The following is a 22,584-nucleotide window of genomic DNA, read 5'->3' as shown; positions in this document are numbered from 1 at the left end:
GGGCGGCGGCCCTGGCGTCAAGGGCGGATGATGGCGGCGAGCATGGCCTGGAGCTTGAGCTGCGTCTCGACCAGCTCGGCCTCCGGGCTGGAGCCGGCGACGACCCCGACGCCCGCGACCATGCGGGCGCGCGCGCCGTCGACGGTCGCGCTCCGGATGCCGATGAACCAGTCGCCGTCGCCGCGGGCGTCGACCCAGCCCACGAGCCCCGCGTAGAGCCCGCGGCGGATGCCCTCGTGAACGCTCAGCCAGGCCTCCGCCGCGTCGCGCGGGGTGCCGCACACGGCGGGCGTCGGGTGCAGCCGCGCGGCGAGCGTGAGCGCGTCCGGCGCCGTCTCCTTGAGGTGGCCGTGGATCGGGGTGCCGAGGTGCATCACGTTGCGGAGGCTCAGGATCGACGGCTCGCTCGGGACGTCGAGCGACGCGCACTCCGGGGCGAGCGCCGCGGCCACGGCCTCCACCACGAAGCGGTGCTCGCGCTGGTCCTTGGCCGACTTCCGGAGGACCTCGGAGAACCGGCGATCGGCGTCGACGTCGGCCGAGACCGCGTACGTGCCGGCGAGCGGGTGCGAGGAGACGGCGCGGCCGCGCCGCGAGAGCAGGAGCTCCGGGCTCGCGCCGAGAAAGCCGTCGACGTGGAAGATCGCGCACGAGGGGTAGAGCGCGGTGAGGCGGCGCAGGACCTCCTCGACGACGATGGGCCGGTTCGCCTCGACGTCGACCGCGCGCGCCACCACGACCTTGGAGAGGTCCCCGTGCTGGATGTCGGCCACCGCGCGCGCGATGCGCCCGCACCACTCTTCGTGCGGGAGCGCGGATTTGAGGGTGAAGCTGTCGGGCGAGCGCCGGTGGCTCTCGGCCCGCTCCAGGTGGGGCGCGGGGGCGGCGCCCTCGCCGACGGTGGTGACCCACGCGGTCCCGTCGGGCGCCACGCCGACGACCTGGGCCGGCACGACGAGCGCCGCCGGCTCGGTCCGGTCGAACGGCAGGGCGCCGAGCGCCACCGGGCCGCAGCCCGGGCGGCCCACGGCGTCGGAGGCGGCGATCGACGAGAGCGCCTCCTGGATCCACGCGACGCCGCCCTCGATGCCGCTCGGCAGCTCCAGGCGGGCGGCGACCCCGTGGGCGATCAGCTGCGTGCTGGGGTGCATCCAGACGCGCGCGCCGTCTCCCGCGAGCGACGAGATGCCGCCGGGCATCCGCGCGAGCGTGTCAGCGTCGAGCCGGACGGTGCGGGCGACGAGCCGTGCCGCGAGGCGGGCGGCATCGGCCGGAGAGGAGAGCGTGAGGGGGGTCATGCACAGCCGTGCGCAGGTCGGTTCGGGCTCGTCCTGCCCGGCAGGACCAGCCTGGAACCGGCAGGCCGAGAGCCCGCGGCTCCATGCCGGATCGCGAGCGCCGGCCGCGCAGCATCGGCTCTACCGCCTCCGGAAAGGCTCCGCAAGCGCAAAGCAGCCCGCGCCGAGGGGGCGAGGGCGCGGCGTTCGGCCGCTGAAATGGCGCTTTCTGCTTCGCGCAAACGATGCGCGCTCGCGTCGCGAAGCCCTGCGCACCTCGCTCCGCGTCTCATCTCCGACTGTCGCGCTCGCCAAACGCCTTGTCGCGGCCGCGCCACCCGCCGTCAGCACAGAGAGCGGTGCTCCGTCCTTTCTGTGATCCGAGGGCGCTCGCCCTCGGCGCCGCCGGAGCGACGCGGTGAGATCCCTTGCCCCGGAGCGCGCAATTGTTCGATGCTTCCGCAGGCTTCACCTTCGCGGCGCTCGGGAGCGGCGTGTCTCGATAGCTCCGAGGCCCCGGGCATGTCGAACTTCTTCAGGACTGAGCTCAGAAAGGATCCTGCGATGGACCCCACTCGGCAACATGACCCCCGCGCGTGGCGAGCCACAGCGCTCCTCCTCTTCGTCGTCGGGCTGTGCGCCTGTCGCGGCGACAAGAGCCCGCCTGCCGGCGAGAGCCGCCCTCCCGCCGCCGCCGCCACGACCGCGACAGCGGCCGCGGTCGCCGAGGCGCCGGGCGACACGGCGATCAAGGCGCAGCCCCCCGCGGTGCCGAACGCCGCCGAGGCGAAGAAGCACGCCGGCAGCAAGCTCAAATATTACAGCGAGCCGCTGGGGGTGGGCGCCGAGCTCGACAAGGTGATGGTCAAGCAGTTCCAGCAGGACACCGGCATCGAGGTGACCATCATCCCGAGGCCCAAGGACGCGACGGAGACCTACGCTGTCTACCAGCGCCTCTTCCAGGCGCAGTCCGGGGACGTCGACGTCATGATGCTCGACGTCATCTGGCCCGGCGCCTTCGCGCAGAACCTCGTCGACCTGAACGAGAAGCTCGGCGAGGCCGCCAAGCAGCACATCGAGAGCATCGTGCGGAACAACACGGTGGGCGGCAAGCTCGTGGCGATGCCGTGGTTCACCGACTTCGGGCTGCTCTACTACCGCACCGATCTGCTGGAGAAATACGGCTACAAGAAGCCGCCGGAGACGTGGGACGAGCTCGAGCAGATGGCGAAGAAGATCCAGGACGGCGAGCGCGCGAGCAATCCGAACTTCCTCGGCTTCGTCTGGCAGGGCAAGGCCTACGAGGGGCTGACCTGCAACGCGCTGGAGTGGATCGCCTCGCACGGCGGCGGCGCGATCATCGAGGACGGCAAGATCACCGTGAACAACCCGGGCGCCCAGAAGGCGCTCGCGCGGGCCAAGGGCTGGGTGGGCTCGATCTCCTCCGCCGGCGTGACGAGCTACGAGGAGGAGGACGCCCGCAACACGTTCCAGGGCGGCCACGCCGCCTTCATGCGCAACTGGCCTTATGCCTACGCGGCCGGCAACGCCGACAAGTCGCCGATCAAGGGCAAGTTCGGGGCGGGCCCGCTGCCGCACGAGCCCGGCCAGAAGAGCTCGGGCACGGTCGGCGGGTGGCAGCTCGCCGTCTCGAAGTTCTCGCCGAACAAGGACGCGGCCATCGAGTTCGTCCGCTACATGACGAGCCCCGAGGCGCAGAAGTTCCGCGCGACCGCGGGCTCGTTCATCCCGACCATCCCGTCGGTGCAGCAGGACCCGGACGTGGTGAAGTCGCTGCCCTTCCTGGCGAACGCGAAGGACATCGCGCTCGTGCCGCGCCCCTCGAACAGCACCGGCGCCCGGTACAACGAGGCGTCGATCGCGTTCTTCCAGGGGGTGAGCCAGGTCCTCCAGGGCAAGGAGCCGAGGGCGGTGCTCGGGCAGGTGGAGCAGCGCCTCACGCGCGCGCTCCGCTGACCCGGCTCCGTCGCGTCGCCCGGGTTTCGACGCCGCGCCGCGGCGCGCGGCGTGCGTCGTCGAAACCCGAGATCTCCCGGCCACACCACCTCGCGAGAACGGATCATCCCATGAGCACGCCGGAGAACAGAGAGGCCACGAGCGCGGCGCCCCGCGCGGACAACGCGTCGTTCGAGAGGCGGCGCCAGCGGCGCGCCTGGTTGTTCCTGCTGCCGACGCTCGTGGTCGTCGCCTTCGTCGCCCTCTATCCCCTGGCCCAGACGTTCTACCTGAGCTTCACGAACGCGCGCCTCGGCACGGGGGAGCCGGCCACGCTCGTCGGGGCGCAGAACTACGTCGACCTCGTGCAGGACAGCTACTTCCACGACGCGGTCCTGCTCACGGTCTTCTTCACGGTCGTCACCGTGCTGAGCGAGCTCGCCCTCGGGCTCGGCATCGCGCTCCTCGTCAACTCCCAGTTCAAGGGGCGCTCGGCGGTGCGCGCGGCCATGCTCATCCCCTGGGCCATACCGACCGTCATCTCCGCCCAGATGTGGAAGTGGATGTACAACGACGTCTACGGCGTCTTCAACGATCTCCTCGTCAACCGGCTCGGCGTCCTCCCGCGCAACGTCGCCTTCGTCGCCGACCCCGACGTGTCCTTCTGGGCGGTCGCCATCATCGATATCTGGAAGACGACGCCGTTCATGGCGCTCCTCCTGCTCGCCGGGCTGCAGCTCATCCCGAGCGATCTCTACGAGGCCGCGCGGGTCGACGGCGCGACGCCGCTCCAGCAGTTCACCCGGATCACCCTGCCGCTCCTCAAGCCCTCGATGCTGGTCGCGCTCATCTTCCGCACGCTCGACGCGCTCCGGGTGTTCGACGTCTTCTTCGTCATGTTCGGCAACCGGCCGGACATGCAGACCATGGCGACGTACGCCCAGCAGACGCTGGTCAGCGTCTCGAACATCGGCTACGGGTCGGCGATCTCGGTCGCCCTCTTCCTGATCATCGCCGTGTTCATCCTGATCTATCTCGCGGTGTTCCGCACCGAGGAGGCGTGAGATGAACGGTCCTTCAGGTCCTTCGCTGGGCTCGGGGGTGCAGCGCTCGCCGGCGCAGCGCGCGTTGCGGGCCCTGTTCTACCTGCTCGTCGCCGCCGTCGTCGTGTTCACCGTCTTCCCGTTCGTCTGGGCGTTCGTCTCCTCCATCAAGCCCGACGACGAGCTCTTCACGACCCCGGTCCGCTACTGGCCCGGGCGCCCGACGCTCGAGAACTACCGCCTCGTGCTGGACAACGGCGAGTTCCAGACGGCGCTGCTGAACAGCGTGATCGTCGCCGTCTCGGTCACGGCCCTCTCGCTCGCCGTCGGCTCGCTGGCCGCCTACGCGCTCGGGAGGTTCCAGTTCCGCGGGCGCAGCGCCGTGCTCTACGTCGTCCTGGCGATGACCATCTTCCCGCAGATCGCCGTCCTCGGCGCCCTGTTCGAGATGATCAACTTCTTCAAGCTCTACAACCAGCTGCCGGCGCTGGTCCTGACGTACCTCATCTTCACGCTCCCCTTCACGGTCTGGGTGCTCACCGGCTTCCTGAAGGCGATCCCGCGCGAGATCGAGGAGGCGGCGTACGTCGACGGCGCGACGCCGTGGCAGGTGTTCACCAAGATCATGCTGCCGCTGTCGGTCCCCGGGATGGCGACGACCGGCATCCTCGCCTTCATCGCCGCCTGGAACGAGTTCCTGTTCGCGCTCTCGTTCACCCAGACGCCGGACAAGCGCACGGTGACCTACGCCATCCAGGCGTTCTCGACGACGACCAGCGGGCTCTACGAGATCCCCTGGGGGCAGACCATGGCGGCGTCGATCGTCGTGACCGTGCCGCTGGTCGTGCTGACGCTGGTCTTCCAGCGCCGGATCCTCGCGGGGCTCACGGCGGGCGCGGTGAAGGGCTGACCGGGCGGCGCGCGGCGCGGGCGACGGAGCACGTCACGCGCGCCCCCAGGGGAAGCGGAGCCAGCGAGGCCCGTAGACGGCGCCGAGATCGCGCAGCCCCGAGAGCAGCACGCCGGCGGCCATGAGCGGCAGGATCACGCGGAGGGCGAGCGGCGCGTCCCAGCGGGAAAAGCCGGTGGGCGCGAGCGACCAGCGCCGGAGCTCGGGGAGCAGGTGCGCGAGGGCGGCGCCGTAGACGATGCCCATCACGGCGTGCATCGCCCGCTCGCCCGGGTAGACGCCGCCGAGCGGCCTCCGGACCTCGTCCTCGACGATGAAGTCGCGCAGCGTGATCGCGATCTCCACGAGGAGGAGCGCCGCGAGCGCCCACGCGGCGAGCCCCTCCCAGCGCACGAAGGGCAGCGAGGCGAAGAGCACCGCGTACACGAGATCGCGGGCGCCGTGCAGCACGAGCTCGGGCGCGGTGCCGGGCACGCCGCCGGGCAGGCGGGCGCGCCACTCGTGGTAGTAGAGCGTGTCGAACGCGCCGAGCGCGCCCTGCACGGCGAGGAGCACGAGCGCCGTGATCACGCGGCGCCCTCCGGCGGCGGCGCGCCCGGCGCCGGCGGCGGCGCGACGGCGCGCGCGGAGGGCGCCGCGCCTCGATCCTCGCCCGTCACGCGGCCCTCGTACGCGACGAGCAGCCCGGCGATCGGCGCGAAGATCCGCACGTCGACGCGGACCTCGTCGCGCGAGGGCTCGGCCCGCCCCTCGACCCGCGGGGCGAGCCACCGGGGCAGCGGCAGCCCGAAGCCGCGGAGCCCGAACGTCGACCGCGCCTGCTCGAACACGAGCGCGCCGCCCTCGGCCCGGAGCCGGAACCAGCACTGGATCAGGCCGAGCGCCTCCACCAGCAGCTCCCCCGAGCGCCACTGCGACGAGCAGAGCAGGCGGCCGCCGAAGCTGCGGATCCACCGCTCGCCGTCGCCCGAAGGCTCGACCGCGAGCGTCACGACGACGTCCTCCGCCGCCGCGGGCATGCGCAGCAGGGCGGCGAGCAGGCGCGCCGCGAGCCCGCGGCCGCGGCGCACGCGGAAGCGGCCGCGGGCGCGCGCGCCGCCCGCGTGGAGCGCCTGGACCGGCGGCGCGAGCGCCGCCCACGCGGCGCCGAGGAGGGCAGGGTAGAGGGCAGGCATCGGGGCACCGCGCGTCGCGATCGAGCAGGAGCGCGAGGGCGCCTCGCGCGAGCCATCGCCTGTACGGTGGGGGCCTCTCGTCAGCCGTCCTCGGGGAGCATCTCGCGCGGCAGCGAGGGGCTCCTCGGCGCGACGACCGCGTCGGCCAGGTCGCGGATCTTGACGAGGAGCGCGCTCTCCGCGTCGCCCTCCGTCTCCTCGCAGAGCGACCGGATCTGCCAGAGCAGCTTGCGCGTGCGCCGCAGCTCGAACACGAGCCACCGTGTCTCCGGCCGCGCCTCCAGCGGGTGGCGCTCCAGGTTGACCTCGATCTCGCGGATGCGCTCCTCGATCTGCTCGCCGGTCGGAAAGATGCGGCCGTTCCCGTGACAGTCCTTGCACAGAAAGGGGCCGGCGTCGGTGTTGATCTCGCCTTCGCCGTAGCAGCTCGTGCACGTAACCAGATCGTAGGAGTTCATGGGGCGCCACTCTATCCGATCCTGCGCGCGCGGTGCTCGCGGCCCGCTCCGATCCTGCGCGCGCGGCGCTCGCGGCCGCGTCGCCGGTCCCCTCGATCGCGCAGCGTGTCGTCGAGCGCGGGAGCGGCGACGACGCCCTCCTCGGACGCGCGCGGCGCCGCGAGCGCCGCTGCATTCTTGCTTCGTCACGCCAGCCTGGCCGGGGCGGATCGGGCGGCCTTGGCCGTTCGAGATCGCGACGCGTCGGCCCAAGGCGATCGCGGCCGGCGCGTCCTAATTCCGCTTACGCCGTTCCTTGCGGTAATGGGAGGCCCCGTGACCTGCCCTCATCCCTCGCGCCGGGGTGCGCTGTGCGCCGTCCTGGCCCTGTGCGCCGTCTCCGTCGGCTCGCCGCGCGTCGCCCTGGGCGCCCCGCCGCTCCCTCGGCTCGCCGTCCACCGGGCGCCCTCGGCGGCCGACTGCCCCGATGCGGCGTCGCTCGCCGCCGCGGTCGAGCGCGTGATGAACCGGCGCGCCGTCGAGCCCGCGAGCGCGAGCGGCCCGGTGGACCCAGGCGGCGCCTCCGCGGGGGCCGACGACGCCGCAGGTCCGGGCGGCGTTCAGGCCGGCGCTGGCGGCGCGCCGGTGGGCCCGGGTGAAGCGCCGGCAGGCCCGGGCGGCGTTCCGGCCGGCGCAGGTAGCGCGCCCTCCGGCGCAGGCAGCGCCCCGGCAAGCCCTGGCGGCGCGCCGGCGGGTCCGGGTGAAGCGCCCGCAGCCGCCGGCAGCGCCCCCGCGGGCGCCGGCGTGCCCAGCGGCGCCGGCGCCGCCGCCGCGCCGGCGATCGCCGGCGTTGCACCCGAGTTCGAGGTGCACTTTCTCCGCACCGATGCCACCTACACCGCCGTCCTCCAGGCGGGAGGCCGAGCCCGGCAGCTCTCGTCCGAGGCGGGCGCGACCTGCGACGAGCTCGTCGAGGCGGTGGCGCTGACCGTCGCCATCCTGCTCGACAGCCAGCCGGCACCTCCTCCCGCACCGCCCCCGGCCGCGCCCGCCCCCCCGCCGGCCCCCGTCGCCGTCCCGCCGCCGCGCCCTGCGCCCCAGGCGCCGCGCGGGGACGTCGCGCTGGAGCTCGGCGCCGCGGGGACCATGGGCATGCTCGATCTGTTCCGACCGGCCGCGGTCGCCGACGTCTCCCTGCGGCGCAGCGCCTGGTCCGCCGGGCTCGGCGCGGTGTGGCTGCCGCGTCAGGACATCGAGATCGCCCCGGGCGCCGTCTCCGTCGGGCTCGTCGCCGCGACCGCGCGCGGCTGCGCGACGCTCCTCGGCGAGCTCGACGGCTTCCGGCTCTCCGCCTGCGCCGTGTCGCTGCTCGGCGCCGTCCACGGCGCAGGCAAGGGGTTCGACCCGGACCGCGAGGCCGCCGCACCCTGGTTCGCCCTCGGCGCCTCGGCCCTCGCGGAAGGGCCCCTCTTCGGCACGCGCGCGTTCGGGTGGGCCGCGCGCGCCACGCTCCTCGCGCCGGTCGTGCGGGCGCGCGTCACGATCGAGCGCCGCGCCGGCGCCGAGGCGGGCGCCGCCGTGACCGAGGACCCCGCGCTCGACCCATCGCCGGTGGGGCTGCTCGTCGGCCTGAGCGCCCGCGTGTCGATTTTCTGATGGCGAGGCAGGAGACCCTCCACAGACGGGGTGAGCATGGCGAAGAGCGGCAGGACAGAATGACCTTCGGAGAGGTCTATGCGCAGCATTTTCGGTTCGTCTGGCGCTCGCTGCGACGCCTCGGCGTGCCCGAGAGCGACGCCGCCGACGCGGTTCAGGACGTCTTCCTCGTCGTCCATCGGCGGTTGCCCGAATTCGAGAACCGCTCAAAAATTACAACTTGGCTTTATAGTATTTGCTTCCACGTCGCCCGCGACCGGCGCAAGCTGGCGCACATGAGGCGGCGTGCTCACGATGACGAGCCGCTGCTCGACTGCGCGGACGACCGGGCCGACGTGGGCGCGGAGGCGGAGCGGCGCCAGGCGATCGAGCTCCTGGAGGCCATCCTCGACGAGCTGCCCCTCGAGCAACGCGCCGTGTTCACGCTCTTCGAGCTCGACGGTATGGGCGGCGAAGAGGTCGCCGAGCTGCTCGACGTCCCGCTGGGGACCGTCTACTCGCGCCTCCGCCTCGCGCGCGACGCGTTCCGCCGCGCGGTCGTGCGCCTGAACGCGCGCGATCAGTTCCGCGTGGGTGGGGCCACGCCGACGAAATCGCAGCCGGTGCTGAAGGCGGCCGCCGTCGACGCCGGGCTCCCGGCCCTCGAGCGGGGCCCGGCGCCGCCGGGGTCTTCCTCGATCGTCCTGCCCCTGCCGGGGGTCGAGCGGCGATCCCTCTGGAAGCGCGCGGGAGGGGAGCGATGAGCGATCCGGTGCGCTGGCTCGATGCCGAGGTGAGCGCGCTCGACACGGAGCGCGATCTCCTCCGTGCAGCTCCACCCGTGGACCCGCCCGACGGCGCGCAGGAGCGGGTGTGGGCCGCGATGGCCGCGCAGCTCGGCCTCGCCGGAGCCGCCTCGCTCGGCGGGATCCAGGGCGCCGGAGGAGGGGCGCTCTCCGCGAACGCGGGGGGCGCGGCGAGCGCTGCCGCGAACGCGGGGGGCGCGGCGAGCGCTGCCGCGAGCGGCGCGGGCAAGGTCGCCGTCGCCACGTCGGCGGGCAAGGTCGCCGCCGCGTCCGCGGGCAAGATCGCGGCCGCATCCGCGGGCAAGGTGGCGTCGGCCGCAGGGGTCGGCGCTGCCGGCGCGGTGGGCGCTGCGGGCGGCGTCGGCGCTGCCGGCACCGCAGGCGCGGCGGCAGCGGTCGCCGCCGCGGGCGCGGCGGGCGCTGCGGGCATCGTGAAGTCGATGCTCCTCGGCGCCGCCTGCGGGGGCCTGTTCCTCGCCGGCTATGCCGTCGTGGCCCCGCCGAGCGCGGCGCCGCCGGCTCAGATCGTGGAGGTCGCGCCGGCCGTCGCGCCCGCGGCGGCGCAGCTGGCGCAAGAGCCGGCGACGTACGCCGAGGCGGTGCAGCCGGCCGAGGCGGCGCAGCCGGCCGAAGCGCCCGCGCCGGTCGAGGCGGCGCGGCCGGCCGAAGCGCCCACGCCGGCCGAGGCGGCGCAGCCGATGGCGGACCGGCCGCTCGCGCCGGCCAGGCCCCGCACGGCCGCGGCCCCCGCGAGGCCGGACGCACCGCGGCGGGAGCGCGCCGCGAGCGCGCCGCCCGCGGACGGGGCCGAGGTCGCCGAGGCAGCACCCGCGGAGGCGGAAGGGACGCCCGCGCCGGAAGCCGCAGGCGCCGCCCTCGCGGACGGCGCCGCCAGCCCGGCGGCCTCGCGAGAGAGCCGGCTGCGCGAGGAGCTGACGCTGCTCGCCGACGCGCGCGCGGCGCTCCGGCGCGGCGACGCCGCCGGCGCGCTGCTGATCGCCGAGCAGGCGCGGCTCCGCTTCCCGGGCGGCGCGCTGGCCCAAGAGCGAGAGGCGCTCACCATCGAAGCGCTCTGGCACAGCGGCCAGCGCGCGGCCGCGGCGCAGCGCGCCTCGGCGTTCCTCCGCGCCTACCCGTCCAGCCCCCACGTCTCCCGCCTCCACTCCTTCACCCACTAGAGGGGGGCGATTCCGCTTCGGATACGGGCCCATCTCGACGTTTTCGGTGCTCGGCGTACTGGAGTACGCCTGCGCGCCGAAAACGCCGATATGGGCCCGTCTCCTGTGCGGAATCGCCCCCCTCTGGATGCGCTGGTTGGAAGGAGGGGAGGGGCGCGCGATGCGCGGCAGAGAGATGGCGGGAGCAATGCGCGGAGGCATGGAGAGCGCGGGGGGCTGCGTGCTTAGTGTCTGCGCGATTTGAATCCTTGGATCATGGGGCTCGGTTTTTGCGGGCGGGGCGACGTCTGGGGCGCAGGTGGAGGGAGGGGGAGGGCGTGGGATGTTTGTTGTGCGGGAGATGCTTTTTTGAAATGGGGAGCGGGGGGAGCGCCCCTTCACGCTCTGTCACAGCAGGCTTTCGGCGGCGGCTCTCGGGGCCGCTCATGGAGGAGCCATGTCATCGAGGCTTTTGAGGACCGTATCGCCCTTTGTCGTCGTGAGCGCCGTGTCGCTCGCCGCATGTCAAGTGGAGATCTCGCTCGGAGGGGCGAACACCAGCTCGTCGTCGAGCTCGGGAGTCGGCGGCAGCGGCGGAGGCGGCGGAGGCGGAGGCGGGGTCGACGTCACCGTCAGCTCCAGCAGCGTCGTCACCAGCAGCGCCTCGGGGTTGGTGAACGTGGATTGGCCGGAGTTCACGCCGGACAAGGTCGACGTCCTCTTCGTGATCGACAACTCCGGCTCGATGGCGGACAAGCAGCAGATCTTGCGCCTGGCGACCGCCGACCTCGTGTCCAACATCGTCAACCCGATCTGCGTGGACCCGAGCGGCGAGCCGGTGAGCGACGCCGAGCAGCCCGCGACCGGGTTCGACGCTTGCCCGGCGGGCACCGCGCGCGTGCGCAACCCGGTGCACGACATGCACATCGGCGTCATCAGCAGCAGCCTCGGCGGCCACGGGTCGGGCGCCTGCCCCGCGACGACGTCGCCCTCGAACGTCGATATGGCCCACCTCCTCGCGCGCTCCAACGAGTCGAGCTCGAACGATCTGCCGACCTACCAGGACAAGGGCTTCCTCGTGTGGGATCCGGCCGGAGCCCACGATCCGGCAGGGGACTCCGATGTCACGACGCTCCACAGCAAGCTCAGCGCCATCGTGGCCGGGGTCGGGCAGGCGGGGTGCGGCTTTGAGGCGCCGCTGGAGAGCATGTACCGCTTCCTCGTCGATCCCGAGCCGTACGAGCGGATCGAGATCCAGGGCGACATCGCCACGCCGGTAGGCGTCGATGAGACGCTCATGACCCAACGGCGGGACTTCCTCCGGCCGGACTCGCTCCTGCTCATCGTGATGCTCTCCGACGAGAACGACTGCTCGATCAGGGACGAAGGCAGGAACTACCTCGTCGCCGAGACCAGAAACGGCTTCAGGCTCTGGCGGCCGCGGAGCGAGTGCGCCATCGACCCGAACGACGCGTGCTGCAGGTCCTGCAGCCAGAACCAGAATGGGTGCCCCCCGGACCCGACGTGCGTGGGCGCCGACGGCTTCCCCGCCAGGCTCTCCGCGGCCGAGGACCCGGTGAACTCGCGGTGCTGGGACCAGAAGCGCCGCTTCGGGTTCGACTTCCTCTACCCGCTCGAGCGGTACACCAACGCGCTCTCGTCGCCGTACGTGCCCACGCGGGCCGGAGACCTCGTGCCGAACCCGATCTTCACCCACCCCGACGACGGCAACACCCTGACGCGCGGGCCGCAGCACGTCATCTTCACCGGCATCGTCGGGGTGCCGTGGCAGGACCTCGCGCGCCAGAACGCCCTCGGGGTCCCCGACCTCGACGCGGGCCTCGACGAGCAAGGCAATCCAGTCGGCGGGCTCAAGAGCGCCGCCGAGCTCGGCTCCACGTTGCCCGGCAGCTCCTACAACGTCTGGGACCTCGTCGTCGGCGATCCGGCGAACAACGTCGCGCCCGCGGACCCGTTCATGATCGAGTCGACGGCGCCGCGCTCGGGCGCGAACCCGATCACCGGCGACGCGATCGTCCCGCCGAACGCCACGGGGTGGAACGCGATCAACGGCCGCGAGTACACGATCCCGGCGGGGAGCACCGGCGACCTCCAGTACGCTTGCATCTTCGACGTCGAGGAGCGCAGCTGCGAAGGAAACGCCCAGAGCTGCGACTGCAGGAATATCCAAGGCCAGGCCAACGACAACCCGCTGTGCGAGCCGCAGGAGGGGAACGCACCGGCGGATCCCAGCCCGCGGACGACGACGCAGGTCAAGGCCAAGGCCTATCCCGGCATCCGCGAGCTGCGGGTGCTCAAGAGCCTCGGGGACCAGGCGATCGCGGGCTCGATCTGCCCGGCACAGACGAACGATCCCGACAGCGAGCTGGGCGACTTCGGCTACACGCCGGTCATCCGGGCGGTGCTCGAGCGGCTCGACGCGTCGCTCTGATCGCGACCGCGACCGCGCCGCGCGACCGCGTCTCGTGACCCGCGCCCGGGCGCCGCGCCTCCTGCGCGCGCCGCCCGGGCGCGCCACCCATGCCCCCCAAGGCAAGGGCCTCCGCCCTGGAGGCCCCGAGATCCTCCCGTCAAGCCGTTGGCACAACTGCGACACAGCAAGACATCCCGGTCGCGGTGAGCGCGCTCGACGCCGAGAGCTCCGCGCGGAATTCAGCGATTTCCAGTGGCACCGATGCTGCCTCAGGGCGGGCGCATGGTGGGACGCGGCCCCTCGAACGACGCGCTGCTCGAGAACGCAGACCGCAGCAGCGCTACAGGTGGCCCGGACGATCACACCGGGGGCGTCATCGTCGGCAGCGCCCGCGCGAGAGGCTCGCGGCGCGGCCGATGCGCTGGTGGCCGCGCCGGATTTCGGACAAGCACAACGCGGAGGTTCTGATGCGCCACAAAGGACTAGGGCTCTTGCTGATCGTGATCGGGCTCGTGGGCTGCGACCCGGGGGGAGGCGGCGGCGACACCGGAGGAACGACGGACCCGCCGGGCCCTCAGGCGTGCGGCGGGTTCCTCGGGACGGGCTGTCCCGATGGGCTCGAGTGCGTCGATGATCCGGCCGACGACTGCGACCCGGAGCACGGCGGGGCGGACTGCCCTGGCGTGTGCGTCGAGCCGAAGCCGCCGGCGCCGGCGTGCGGCGGCTTCGCGGGGCTACCGTGTCCCGACGGGCTCGTGTGCATCGACGACCCGAGCGACGACTGCGACCCGGAGCACGGCGGGGCGGACTGCGGCGGCATCTGCGTGGAGCCGAAGCCGGCGCCGGCGTGCGGGGGCTTCGCGGGTCTGGAGTGCCCCGACGGGCTCGTGTGCATCGACGACCCGAGCGACGACTGCGACCCGGAGCACGGCGGGGCGGACTGCGGCGGCATCTGCGTGGAGCCGAAGCCCGGGCCGGCGTGCGGGGGCTTCGCGGGGCTCGACTGCCCCGACGGGCAGCTGTGCATCGACGACCCGTCGGACGGCTGCGACCCGGAGCACGGCGGGGCGGACTGCGGCGGCATCTGCGTGACGCCCGAGCCCACGCCGGTGGCGTGCGGCGGCATCGCGGCGCGCCCGTGCCCCGAGGGGCTGGTGTGCATCGACGACCCGGGCGACGACTGCGATCCGGCGATCGGCGCGGATTGCGGCGGCATCTGCGTGAAGCGGTGAGCCGGCCCGCGCGGGGCGCGCCGTCGTCACGAGGCGCGCGCCCCGCGCCGGATCGCGCTCAGTACCGGTGCTTCCAGAGCAGGTCGAGCGTCGTCGCCGGGCTCTCGCCCGTCGCCATCCCGGCCCGCAACGACCAGTCCCGGCGGAACCGCCACTCGAGGCTCACCTCGGTGCGGGCCTGGGCGGCGGCGGGGCTGCTCGGGGAACCGGCCCCCTGACCCTCTCCCCCCGTGGGCCCCGCCTCGTAGCTCGCGCTCGCGGTCACCCGCTGCCCGAGCTGGTAGCCCACCGTGGTCTTCAGCGCGCCCTCATCCGTCGTGTCCAGCTGCGTCTCGAAATTCCGGAGCGGGCCGATGCTCTGCAGGACCATGTTGATCTGCGCCGACGCGAGCCCCGTGCCCACGCCGGCCGCGACCCCGCCGGCCGCGTTGCTGCCGCCGCCCGAGCCGGGCTCCTCGGTGGACGTGCCGCCCGCCAGCGTCCCTTCCGCGTACTCCTTGCCGAGCAGGAGCTCCGCGATCACCTCGTTCTCCGGGCGCGGGGGCTCCGAGCGGAAGGTGACCTTCTCCTCGGTGATCGGGTTGAGCTTCCCCTCGTAGTCGATGTAGATGCGGGTCCCCTCCGGCGTGTCGTGGAACGCCGTCACGTTCAGGTACGGGTTCGAGGGATCCCCCTGCAGCGCGACGACGCCCGGCTCGATCTCGAACTCCTTGCCGATCACCTCGAGCTTGCCCGAGAGGATCTTCACGTTGCCCTCGATCTGGGTCTCCCCCGCGACCTTGATCCGGATCGGGTGCTCCGGATCCCCGGACAGCGAGGCCTGCACCATGTCGCCCTCGACGCCGATCCTGCCGAGGCGCACATCCATGAGCAGCGGCGTGCCACCCTCGCGCTTCTTCGCCTCCTCGGTCGGCTCGGCCGGCGCCCGCCGCGCCTCGTACTCTTCCCGGCTGAGCGGCGCCGACGTGACGATGTCCTCGTTCTCGTCGAGCGGCTGCACGCTCCGCCCGATCGTGGGCGGCAGCGTCAGGTTGAGCGTGGGCACGTCGACGCGGACGGCGATCTGCTCGTCCCGGTTCTCCGCCGCGAGCACCACCCGGCCGCGCACATCGCCCATGGGGACGCCCTCCAGCGCGATCGGGAGATCTCGGTCCTCCGGGATCTCGAGCTCGGCGCGGGCGCTCCGGAACGCGAACCCCTCCATCTGGAGCGTCGCCTTGCCGCGGACCTGGCCGCTGCCGGCCTCGGCGCGGATGTCGTCGATGCGCAGCTCGCCGGAGGGGCTCGCCGTGACGCGGAACGAGGCGTTCTCGAACGGCTGGCCGAGCGTGGCCACGTGGACCAGGCCGTCGGTGAGCCGCATCTGGCCGGAGAAGCCCGCCTGCGCGCCGAGCCCGAGCCGCACCTCGCCGTCGAGCGTGCCGTCGAGCCGGTTCACCGAGCCCTGGACGAACGGCTCCAGCGCCGCGAGGCGGAAGCGATCGACCGCGAGCGACACCTTGGCGTTCTCGTCGTCCGTGAGGGTCGGGATCGCGTTCGCCTCCCACCTCATCGGCGCCTCTGCCTTGGCCTCGAGCCGGCCGCCGTCGCGCCCCACGAGGCGCACGTTCGCCACCGCCGCGGTGCGCCCGGCGTCGCCCGGCGGCGCGATGTCGAGCGACACCTCGGCGGTCTCGTACCGCACGTCGGGGCCGAGCGCGAGACCCGGGAACTGGAGGCGCGCCTCGACCTCGGGGGCGGCCTCGAACAGGCCCCGCACGGCGACCTCGCCGCGCGCCTGACCGCCGATCTGCATGTCGGCGAGGACGGGGATCTCTGAGAGCGGCAGGTCCGCGATCTTCGCCTCGAGGCTGCCCTTGCTGAGGAGCGGACCGCCCCCCGCGCCGCCCAGGAAGGCGGCGGCGTTCGCGCCGACCTTCGCCTTCGCCGTCATGTACGTGCGCGAGCCGCGGAACGCGAACGCGTCGAGCGCGGCGTCGCGCCCGTCGTAGACGAGCAGGGTGTCGAGCCGGAGCTTGCCGAGCGGCGAGCGGCCCCCGTTGCCGCCCACGTTCGTCGCGGTCGCGCGGGCCACGAGCCGGGGATCGGCCATCGTCCCCGCGAAGTACACGTCGAGGCCCGCGGAGCCGGAGAGCACCGGGGTCCTCTTCCCGAGGGCGGCCAGCTCGGCGAGATCGTTGAGCCGGCGGCGCGGCACGCTGAGGTGCGCCGCGACCGGCATCCGCGGGAGCGCCGCGACGGGATCCGCCATGAGCGCCGGGAGATCGGCGTCGAACGCGGCCGAGAGCTCCGCCACGAGCTGGCGATCGAACACCGACAGCGTGACGTGCGCGTCGCCCGTCTTCGCGTCGAGATCGCCGGCGATCCGCGCGTCGAGCTTCCTCGACACCCACGCCGGCGCGCCCGTCGTCTCGTCGATGGGGCCCGCCGCGCGCAGGCCCTCGGTGCGGATCAAGAGGCTCCGCACCGACGGGAGCCGCTCTCCCGCCTCGCGCGCCACCGCGAGGCGCGCGGTGAGCCGGCCCGCGAGCTCGCTCAGGGCGAGCTGGACCGGCGATGCCTGGGCCAGGCACCCGAGCTGCCACGCGTCGGCGTCCATGCGCGCCGAGCCGGTGACCGTCTCCCAGGTGCGCCCCGAGAGCAGCGGCCCGCGCAGCGCCTTCGCGTCCCCGTCGATCAGCACCCGCGCGATCGCGCCCTGGCACACCGGGGGCGGCGGCGTCTTCGGCCGCCGCGCCAGGTCGCCGACCGTGGCCGACGGCTCGCCCGGCGTCGCGCCCTGGCGCAGGGCCTCCCGCGAGCGGGCCTGAGGGGGCTCGGGCGGCGCGATCAGCCGGACCAGGCCGTCGGCCTTCAGCGCCTCGCCCTCGACGCGCGCGGTCATGTTCATCGACAGCCGCGGCGCCACGCCCTGGATGGAGCCGTCCTCGAGCTCGATGAGCGCGTGCCCCGCGCGGCGCTTGCCCCGGCCGTGCATCGACACGTCGATGTTGGCGAGGCCCCCGACCCCGAGCGGCACCCCGGCGATCTCGGCGATGCGCTCGAGGTGGATCGCGGTGCCGCGGAGGTCGCCCTCGATCTCGTTGCCGACGAGCGACAGGTTCCCCTCGAGCTCGCCCACGCCGTCGCCGCGCAGCTCGAGCCCGCGGAGGGCGATCCCGCGGTCCCACGCGACGCGCGCCGCCTGCGCGGTCATCTCGTCCTCGCCGCGCGCCACCTCCACGCGGATCCGCCGCGCCTCGCTCCGCTCGATGTCGAGATCGGCCGAGGCGGAGATCCGGCGCTCCGCGCTGGCCAGCGACGCGCGCACGCGCGGCGCCGTGACGGGCCCCGCGACGCTCGCCGCGACGCTGCTGAACGCGTACTGCTGCGCGCGGAGATCCGCGCCGCGGAACGTGCCCTCGATCGTGAGCTTGTCGAGGGGACCTCTGGCCTTGGCCCGGACCTCGCCGCGCCCGAGCCGCAGATCCGACCCGACGCGGAGCCCGGCGACGCGCACGGTCGCCTTGGCGTCGAGCTCGTCGTTCTTGAGCGCGCCCTCGACGTGCAGCGCGGCGCTGCCGTGGATGCCGCTCGGGACGTGCTGCACGGCGCCGAGGGACGGGATCTCGCTCTGCGCCTCGAACTGGATCTCCCCTTCCTTGGAGAGGGCGACGCTGGCCTCAATGGGCGCGCCGGGCTCGTGGATCGTCGCGGCGGCGCGCAGCGCGCCGCGCTCGAAGGTGGCGCGCGCCTCGGTCGCCGGCACGCGCTGCCCCACGACGAGGAACGGCTCCGTCTTCGCCTCGGCGACCACGCGCGGGCCGCCCTCGTCGTCGAGGTGGATCTCCCCGCGGGCCTCCGCGCTCACCCGCGCGGCCGGGGCCGCCCCGGCGAAGGCGCGCGGGTCGAGCTCGGCGATCCGGATCTCGGCCGTGATGCGCTTCGGATCGAGCGCGTCCAGCCGGGCGCGGGCGGTGATCTCGCCGGTCACCGCGTCGTCGGTGACGAGCGGATCGAGGACCGCGACGCGCGCGGTCACGGCGAGGTCCGAGAGCGGTCCGTCCGCCGTGACCAGGACCGAGATCGGCCGCGCGAGCGGCGCGCTCGGGTCGATCGCGAGGACCGCCTCGGGGGTCACGCGCGGCGACGCGACCCGCGCCGAGAGGCGCTCGTCCTTCAGCGCCCCCTCGGCCGTGAGCGGGATCGCGCCGACGCTCCCCTCGAGCTTCGCGGTGAGCGCCATGGGCGCGTCCGTGGGGACGTCCACGTCCCCGGAGACGCGGGTCACCTCGATGGGGACCGGCAGGAGCCGCCGCTCGGCGATGCGCACGCGCTCGAGCGCGTACCGGCTCCGGTCCGCGACGACGATGCCGCCGGCGAGGTCCTCGATCGTCGCGTCGATCGGGCTCTCGGGGGCGACCGTGCCGTGGACCGCGGCGCGATCGAGGACGACGCGCGAGAGCTCGAGGCGGAGCGGGCGCCCCTCCTCGGCGGGCGGCTCCTCGGACGGCTTCGGCGTGAACGCCTCGGCGAGGGTGAGCGCGCCCTGCTCGTCCTGCTCGAGCAGGACGTCCGCGTCGGCGACCCGGACGAGCGGGATCGTGATGGCGAGGTCGCCGTCGCCGAGCAGGAGCTCTCTCACGATCGAGAGCGCGTTGAACTCGGCGTGGACGCCGCTCACGCGCAGGAGCTCCGTGCCGCTGGGGTGGCGCACCGTCACCGTGGCGACATCGGTCGCGAAGATGCTGAGGTGGTCGATCCGCGCGATCTCGATCTGCCCTTCCAGGCTCGAGCGCAGGACGTCGTTGACGAGCTGCCGTGTCAGGTTGCGGGTCGCGGCGGTGTTCAGGTGGACGACCGCGCCGACCCCGACGGCAGCGACGAAGACGCCCCCCAGGCCGATCACGCTGGCCGTCACGGAGGCCGCGCGGGCGAGCGCCCGGCGGAAGCGGCCCTGCCGGTGCGGGACGGCTGCGCTGGGCACGGGAGGATGGGTGGGCGGGTCGGGCATAGGGATCTGCTAGGGATGGACCGCGGGACCGCAGCTCTGGGAGGCCGACGAACCGACAAATCCGGGGAGACCCGACGGCCTCATGCAGATCTCCCCGAGGGGGCGACGGCCGTCCAGCCGGCGGCGCGCGAGGCGCGTCATCCGCCATGCGCGCGCGCCCGCCGTCGGCTGGACGGCGGGCGCTCGCGGCTTGCTGAGGCCCGCCCTACGCGCGCGGGAAGTCGTGGCGCGGGACCTCGTAGGGGGACGGGTCGGGGACCTCGGGCGTGTGCGTGGGCGCCGGCACCTCGGGCTGGTGCGTCCTCGGCGCCGGATCCCCGCCGGGCCGCTCCGTCCCGGGGAGCTGGATCTCGCGGTCCGGCGAGGTGCGGCCAGGCGATCCTGGGTTCTCCGGCTTCTCGCCGGGAGGGCTCACCTGCGGCGCGCCGGGCCGGACGGGCTCACCGCTAGATTGCTGCGAAGCGTTCTTCATGGCTCCACCTTTCCTTGGATCACGCCGGGACGCGGCGGATCACGACGGGACGCGGCGCCCCAGCGCGAGCGAGATGACGGCGAGCACCAGGAACGCGACGAACAGGATCTTCGCGATGGACGCGGCGCTCGCGGCGATACCGCCGAACCCGAAGATGGCAGCGATGATCGCGATGATGAAGAAGGTGACAGTCCAGCCGAGCATGATGTCCTCCAAGGGGTCTCAGGGGTCGACCCGTTGTGTTCGTGGGGACGACCTCAACGTGATTCTGTTTGGAGCTGATTGCAGCCCCCGTGCCGATGGGCGGCAGCGGCCGGTCCGAGGCGTCTTTCCCGGGGTTCTACGCGGACGCGGCGGCGCGGCGCCGAGCTCGGCGCCGCCGCTTCCGTCCTGGGGCCCGCGCGGCTGCCTCTGCCGTGGGGCATGATGCCCCGACCGTGACACCTGTGCGGGCGCAGATCCGGGGCGCGCGCCGCGCCGCGCTGCTCCGCGCCGGCCGCGCTGCACGGAGCCTCCACAGGGATCCCCCGCAACTTCCCGGATCGGGCGACTCGGGACGAGCTATAACGACCCGGCCATGCCGAAATCGAAGGTTGCTGTGATCCGCACGTCCCCTGCGACGGTGCTCTCGGACTACCACCGGCTGATGAACCTGGCCGGTTACCAGGATGTGATCGCCAAGGACGCCGACACGGCGCTTAAGGTGAACATCTCCTGGCACTTCTTCTACCCGAGCTCATCCACGACGCCCTGGCAGCTGGAGGGCGTCATCCGGGCGATGACGAAGGACGGGTACTCGAAGGACCTGATCCACGCGTGCCACAACCGCACGGTCGTGATCGACGCCCACCTCGGCGAGCGCGAGAACAAGCAGATCGACGTGGTGCAGGCGCAAGGCCTGCGCAACGTCCACCTCTACGAGGGGGAGGAGTGGATCCCGATCGGGGACGCGGTCGGGGATCTCCGGAAGAAGTTCCTCTGTCTGAACGAGGTGTACCCGAAGGGGTTCTCGATCCCGAAGCGCTTCATCGGGGAGAACATCATCCACCTGCCCACGGTGAAGACGCACATCTTCACGACGACCACGGGCGCGATGAAGAACGCGTTCGGCGGCCTGCTGAACGAGCACCGGCACTGGACGCACCCGGTGATCCACGAGACGCTCGTGGACCTCCTGATGATCCAGAAGAAGATCCACCGCGGGGTCTTCGCGGTGATGGACGGCACCTTCGCGGGCGACGGCCCCGGGCCGCGCTGTATGGTGCCGCACGTGAAGAACGTGCTGCTCGCGTCGGCGGACCAGGTGGCGATCGACGCGGTGGCGGCGAAGCTGATGGGGTTCGACCCGATGCGCGACTGCAAGTTCGTGCGCCTCGCGCACGATCTCGGCCTCGGGACGGGCGACGTGCGCGACATCGAGCTCGTGGGCGACCTGGACGCGGCGAACGAGAACTGGAACTTCGACGGGCCGTTCAAGGAGATGACGTTCGCCTCGCGCAACCAGCACCGCATCTACTGGGGGCCGCTGAAGAAGCCGGTGGAGTGGTCGCTCAAGACCTGGCTCGCGCCGTGGGCCTACGTGGCGTCGGTCACGTACCACGACATGTTCTGGTACCCGCGGTACGCGAAGGAGAAGATGGCGCCCGTGCTGGAGAGCCCGTGGGGGCGGCTGTTCGCGAACTGGGGCAAGGTGCAGCCCGACGCGGAGGGGCGAGGCTACCCCGACGTCGGGTCGGCGAGCCCGGATCTGGTCCGCACCGGGGTGCGGCACTTCCTCGAGGGCATGCGCCTCGTGGGGATGGCGGTGGCGGAGTCGCCGGAGATCCAGGTCCGCAAGCGGGCGCGCGCGCAGGCGGCCGGCGGGGGCGGGGCGGCGGCGGTGTAGGGGAGGCGGGGGGCACCTCCACGCACCGGGAGTGGCAGCGGGCGCTGACGGGCGCCCGCTCGCCGACCACCAGGCGGGCCTCTCTGCGCACCACTGGACCGGCCTGTGCGTACCGGGGTCGCGCTACGCTGGGCCTCGGTGGGCTTGAGCAGGAGGCCGACCGATGACCGATGTGGAGCGAATTTTTCAAGAACTCCAAGGTCTGCCGGTCCAGGAGCGGCTCCGGCTCATCGAACGCGTGGTCCATGAGCTCGCGGACGGCTCTGCAAGCGAGGAGCTAACACGCGAGGCAGAGGCAGCGCCGTTCCTGATCGGGCTCTTCGCCGACGACCCCGAGGCGGTTGACGCCATGATGGAGGTCGTCCGGGAGAATCGTCGCTCCTCCAGGTTGCGCGACGTGGAGGGAGCGGGTGAGAAAGGCGCTCCTTGACACGGATATCCTGTCCGAGATCACCACGGCCAAGAGCCCGGCTGTCGTGGCGCGCGCGCTCGTAAATCGGCTTCCATGGCCGTTTAACCCTGCTTGACGCATCTGCCACCCTGCGCTTTCATAGGGGTGTCGAAAAAGGCGGACCGGTTCGGTGAGCCCGGTCGCTTCCGCAAGGGAGCTCTGTCCGACGCACAGCGCGCCAGGACCCACGACGAGCAGGACGCAGTCTGCGCTGCGCCTGGTCGGGGCATCCATGGGCGAACACATCCATCACCAGCATCCTGCGGGAACGCGCGCCGGCACGCGACGGCGCCGGACGGGCCGCGCATGGTGGGTCCCGACCTTTCAACCCCCTGAAAGGACCCGACATGCATCTCAACCACCTTGATCTGTGCGTACCCGACGTCCGAGAGACCAGCGAGTTCTTCGAGCGGTTCTTCGGCTTCCGATGCCAGCGGGAGAAGGGGCGCGACGCCCTCGCCATCCTGCGGGACGAGGCCGGCTTCACGCTCGTGATCAGCCGGCTGCGCGCCGGGGACCCGACCAGCTATCCGGCCCAGTTCCACGTGGGCTTCCTGCTCGAGAGCGAGGCGGCGGTCCAGGAGGCGTATGACCGGATGAGGGAGGCGAACGCGGAGAACGTGTCGCCGCTGCGGGACGTCCGCGGCGGGCCGGCGTTCTACACGCGGGCGCCGGGCGGCGTGCTCGTCGAGGTGAGCCACCGCCGCTGACGGCCCGCGCG

At 73.0% G+C, this 22,584-nt stretch carries 19 protein-coding genes; 11 read left to right on the top strand and 8 right to left on the bottom strand.

Translation table 11 applies throughout. The annotated features are described in order from the left end of the window. Positions 1-17: 17 nt before the first annotated feature. Positions 18-1,298: an isochorismate synthase gene (locus WME83_RS30970; protein ID WP_437313311.1), complete on the bottom strand. Its 1,281-nt coding sequence runs from the start codon at positions 1,296-1,298 to the stop codon at positions 18-20. Between the two features lie 543 nt (positions 1,299-1,841). Between WME83_RS30970 and WME83_RS30965 the strand changes: the two genes are divergently transcribed. From WME83_RS30965 to WME83_RS30955, 3 genes are all read left to right on the top strand, one after another. Beyond that, on the top strand, positions 1,842-3,254 hold the full coding sequence (locus WME83_RS30965; protein WP_437313310.1) for an ABC transporter substrate-binding protein: 1,413 nt from the start codon (positions 1,842-1,844) through the stop codon (positions 3,252-3,254). A gap of 110 nt (positions 3,255-3,364) precedes the next feature. Continuing rightward, positions 3,365-4,297 carry a carbohydrate ABC transporter permease gene (locus WME83_RS30960; RefSeq protein WP_437313309.1) on the top strand — a complete coding sequence of 311 codons (933 nt, stop codon included), beginning with the start codon at positions 3,365-3,367 and terminating at the stop codon, positions 4,295-4,297. 1 nt (position 4,298) lies between these two features. Further along, positions 4,299-5,186 (top strand): carbohydrate ABC transporter permease, encoded by an 888-nt coding sequence (locus WME83_RS30955; RefSeq protein ID WP_437313308.1) that lies wholly within the window; start codon positions 4,299-4,301, stop codon positions 5,184-5,186. Positions 5,187-5,219: 33 nt separating this feature from the next. Here the strand turns inward: WME83_RS30955 and WME83_RS30950 are convergent, their stop codons facing one another. From WME83_RS30950 to WME83_RS30940, 3 genes are all read right to left on the bottom strand, one after another. Beyond that, positions 5,220-5,756 carry a hypothetical protein gene (locus WME83_RS30950; RefSeq protein WP_437313307.1) on the bottom strand — a complete coding sequence of 179 codons (537 nt, stop codon included), beginning with the start codon at positions 5,754-5,756 and terminating at the stop codon, positions 5,220-5,222. Next, entirely contained in the window at positions 5,753-6,361 is a 609-nt protein-coding gene (locus WME83_RS30945; RefSeq protein WP_437313306.1) for a DUF4166 domain-containing protein, read from the bottom strand. Before WME83_RS30945 ends, WME83_RS30950 begins: the two co-directional genes overlap by 4 nt. Positions 6,362-6,441: 80 nt before the next feature. Beyond that, a complete protein-coding gene (locus tag WME83_RS30940) occupies positions 6,442-6,819 on the bottom strand; it encodes a hypothetical protein (protein WP_437313305.1) in 378 nt (125 codons plus the stop codon). A gap of 315 nt (positions 6,820-7,134) precedes the next feature. On the opposite strand from WME83_RS30940, the gene WME83_RS30935 reads away from it, so the two are divergent. From WME83_RS30935 to WME83_RS30925, 3 genes are read left to right on the top strand one after another with little or no spacing between them, the layout of a single operon-like run. Beyond that, positions 7,135-8,454: a hypothetical protein gene (locus tag WME83_RS30935; protein ID WP_437313304.1), complete on the top strand. Its 1,320-nt coding sequence runs from the start codon at positions 7,135-7,137 to the stop codon at positions 8,452-8,454. A gap of 59 nt (positions 8,455-8,513) precedes the next feature. Beyond that, positions 8,514-9,197, top strand: coding sequence for an RNA polymerase sigma factor (locus WME83_RS30930; protein WP_437313303.1), 684 nt, complete (start codon positions 8,514-8,516; stop codon positions 9,195-9,197). An 8-nt stretch (positions 9,198-9,205) separates the two neighbouring features. Continuing rightward, positions 9,206-10,417: a hypothetical protein gene (locus tag WME83_RS30925; RefSeq protein ID WP_437313302.1), complete on the top strand. Its 1,212-nt coding sequence runs from the start codon at positions 9,206-9,208 to the stop codon at positions 10,415-10,417. 504 nt (positions 10,418-10,921) lie between these two features. On the opposite strand, the gene WME83_RS30920 is transcribed toward WME83_RS30925, so the two are convergent. Beyond that, a complete protein-coding gene (locus WME83_RS30920) occupies positions 10,922-11,095 on the bottom strand; it encodes a hypothetical protein (RefSeq protein WP_437313301.1) in 174 nt (57 codons plus the stop codon). Between WME83_RS30920 and WME83_RS30915 the strand changes: the two genes are divergently transcribed. Then, a complete protein-coding gene (locus WME83_RS30915; RefSeq protein WP_437313300.1) occupies positions 11,070-12,848 on the top strand; it encodes a hypothetical protein in 1,779 nt (592 codons plus the stop codon). The genes WME83_RS30920 and WME83_RS30915 overlap by 26 nt on opposite strands. A 449-nt stretch (positions 12,849-13,297) precedes the next feature. Beyond that, positions 13,298-14,062, top strand: a complete 765-nt coding sequence (locus tag WME83_RS30910) for a hypothetical protein (RefSeq protein WP_437313299.1) — start codon at positions 13,298-13,300, stop codon at positions 14,060-14,062. 58 nt (positions 14,063-14,120) lie between these two features. On the opposite strand, the gene WME83_RS30905 is transcribed toward WME83_RS30910, so the two are convergent. The 3 genes from WME83_RS30905 to WME83_RS30895 all read right to left on the bottom strand — a co-directional run bounded on the left by WME83_RS30905 (position 14,121) and on the right by WME83_RS30895 (position 19,731). Then, a complete protein-coding gene (locus tag WME83_RS30905; protein ID WP_437313298.1) occupies positions 14,121-19,055 on the bottom strand; it encodes a translocation/assembly module TamB domain-containing protein in 4,935 nt (1,644 codons plus the stop codon). Between the two features lie 205 nt (positions 19,056-19,260). Further along, positions 19,261-19,527: a hypothetical protein gene (locus WME83_RS30900; protein ID WP_437313297.1), complete on the bottom strand. Its 267-nt coding sequence runs from the start codon at positions 19,525-19,527 to the stop codon at positions 19,261-19,263. 39 nt (positions 19,528-19,566) lie between these two features. After that, the gene (locus WME83_RS30895; protein ID WP_044988936.1) at positions 19,567-19,731 is read right to left on the bottom strand and encodes a DUF1328 family protein; all 165 of its coding nucleotides are present in this window, start codon (positions 19,729-19,731) and stop codon (positions 19,567-19,569) included. Positions 19,732-20,104: 373 nt separating this feature from the next. On the opposite strand from WME83_RS30895, the gene WME83_RS30890 reads away from it, so the two are divergent. From WME83_RS30890 to WME83_RS30880, 3 genes are all read left to right on the top strand, one after another. Continuing rightward, positions 20,105-21,412 (top strand): DUF362 domain-containing protein, encoded by a 1,308-nt coding sequence (locus WME83_RS30890; protein ID WP_437313296.1) that lies wholly within the window; start codon positions 20,105-20,107, stop codon positions 21,410-21,412. A gap of 163 nt (positions 21,413-21,575) precedes the next feature. Then, on the top strand, positions 21,576-21,842 hold the full coding sequence (locus WME83_RS30885; RefSeq protein WP_437313295.1) for a hypothetical protein: 267 nt from the start codon (positions 21,576-21,578) through the stop codon (positions 21,840-21,842). 368 nt (positions 21,843-22,210) lie between these two features. Further along, positions 22,211-22,573, top strand: a complete 363-nt coding sequence (locus WME83_RS30880) for a VOC family protein (protein ID WP_437313294.1) — start codon at positions 22,211-22,213, stop codon at positions 22,571-22,573. The last annotated feature ends 11 nt before the right edge of the window (positions 22,574-22,584 follow it).

It is taken from the genome of Sorangium sp. So ce385 (genome assembly GCF_051474135.1).
Taxonomy (GTDB): Bacteria; Myxococcota_A; Polyangia; order Polyangiales; family Polyangiaceae; genus Sorangium; species Sorangium cellulosum_D.
This window is presented reverse-complemented; position numbering and strand designations above follow the sequence as displayed.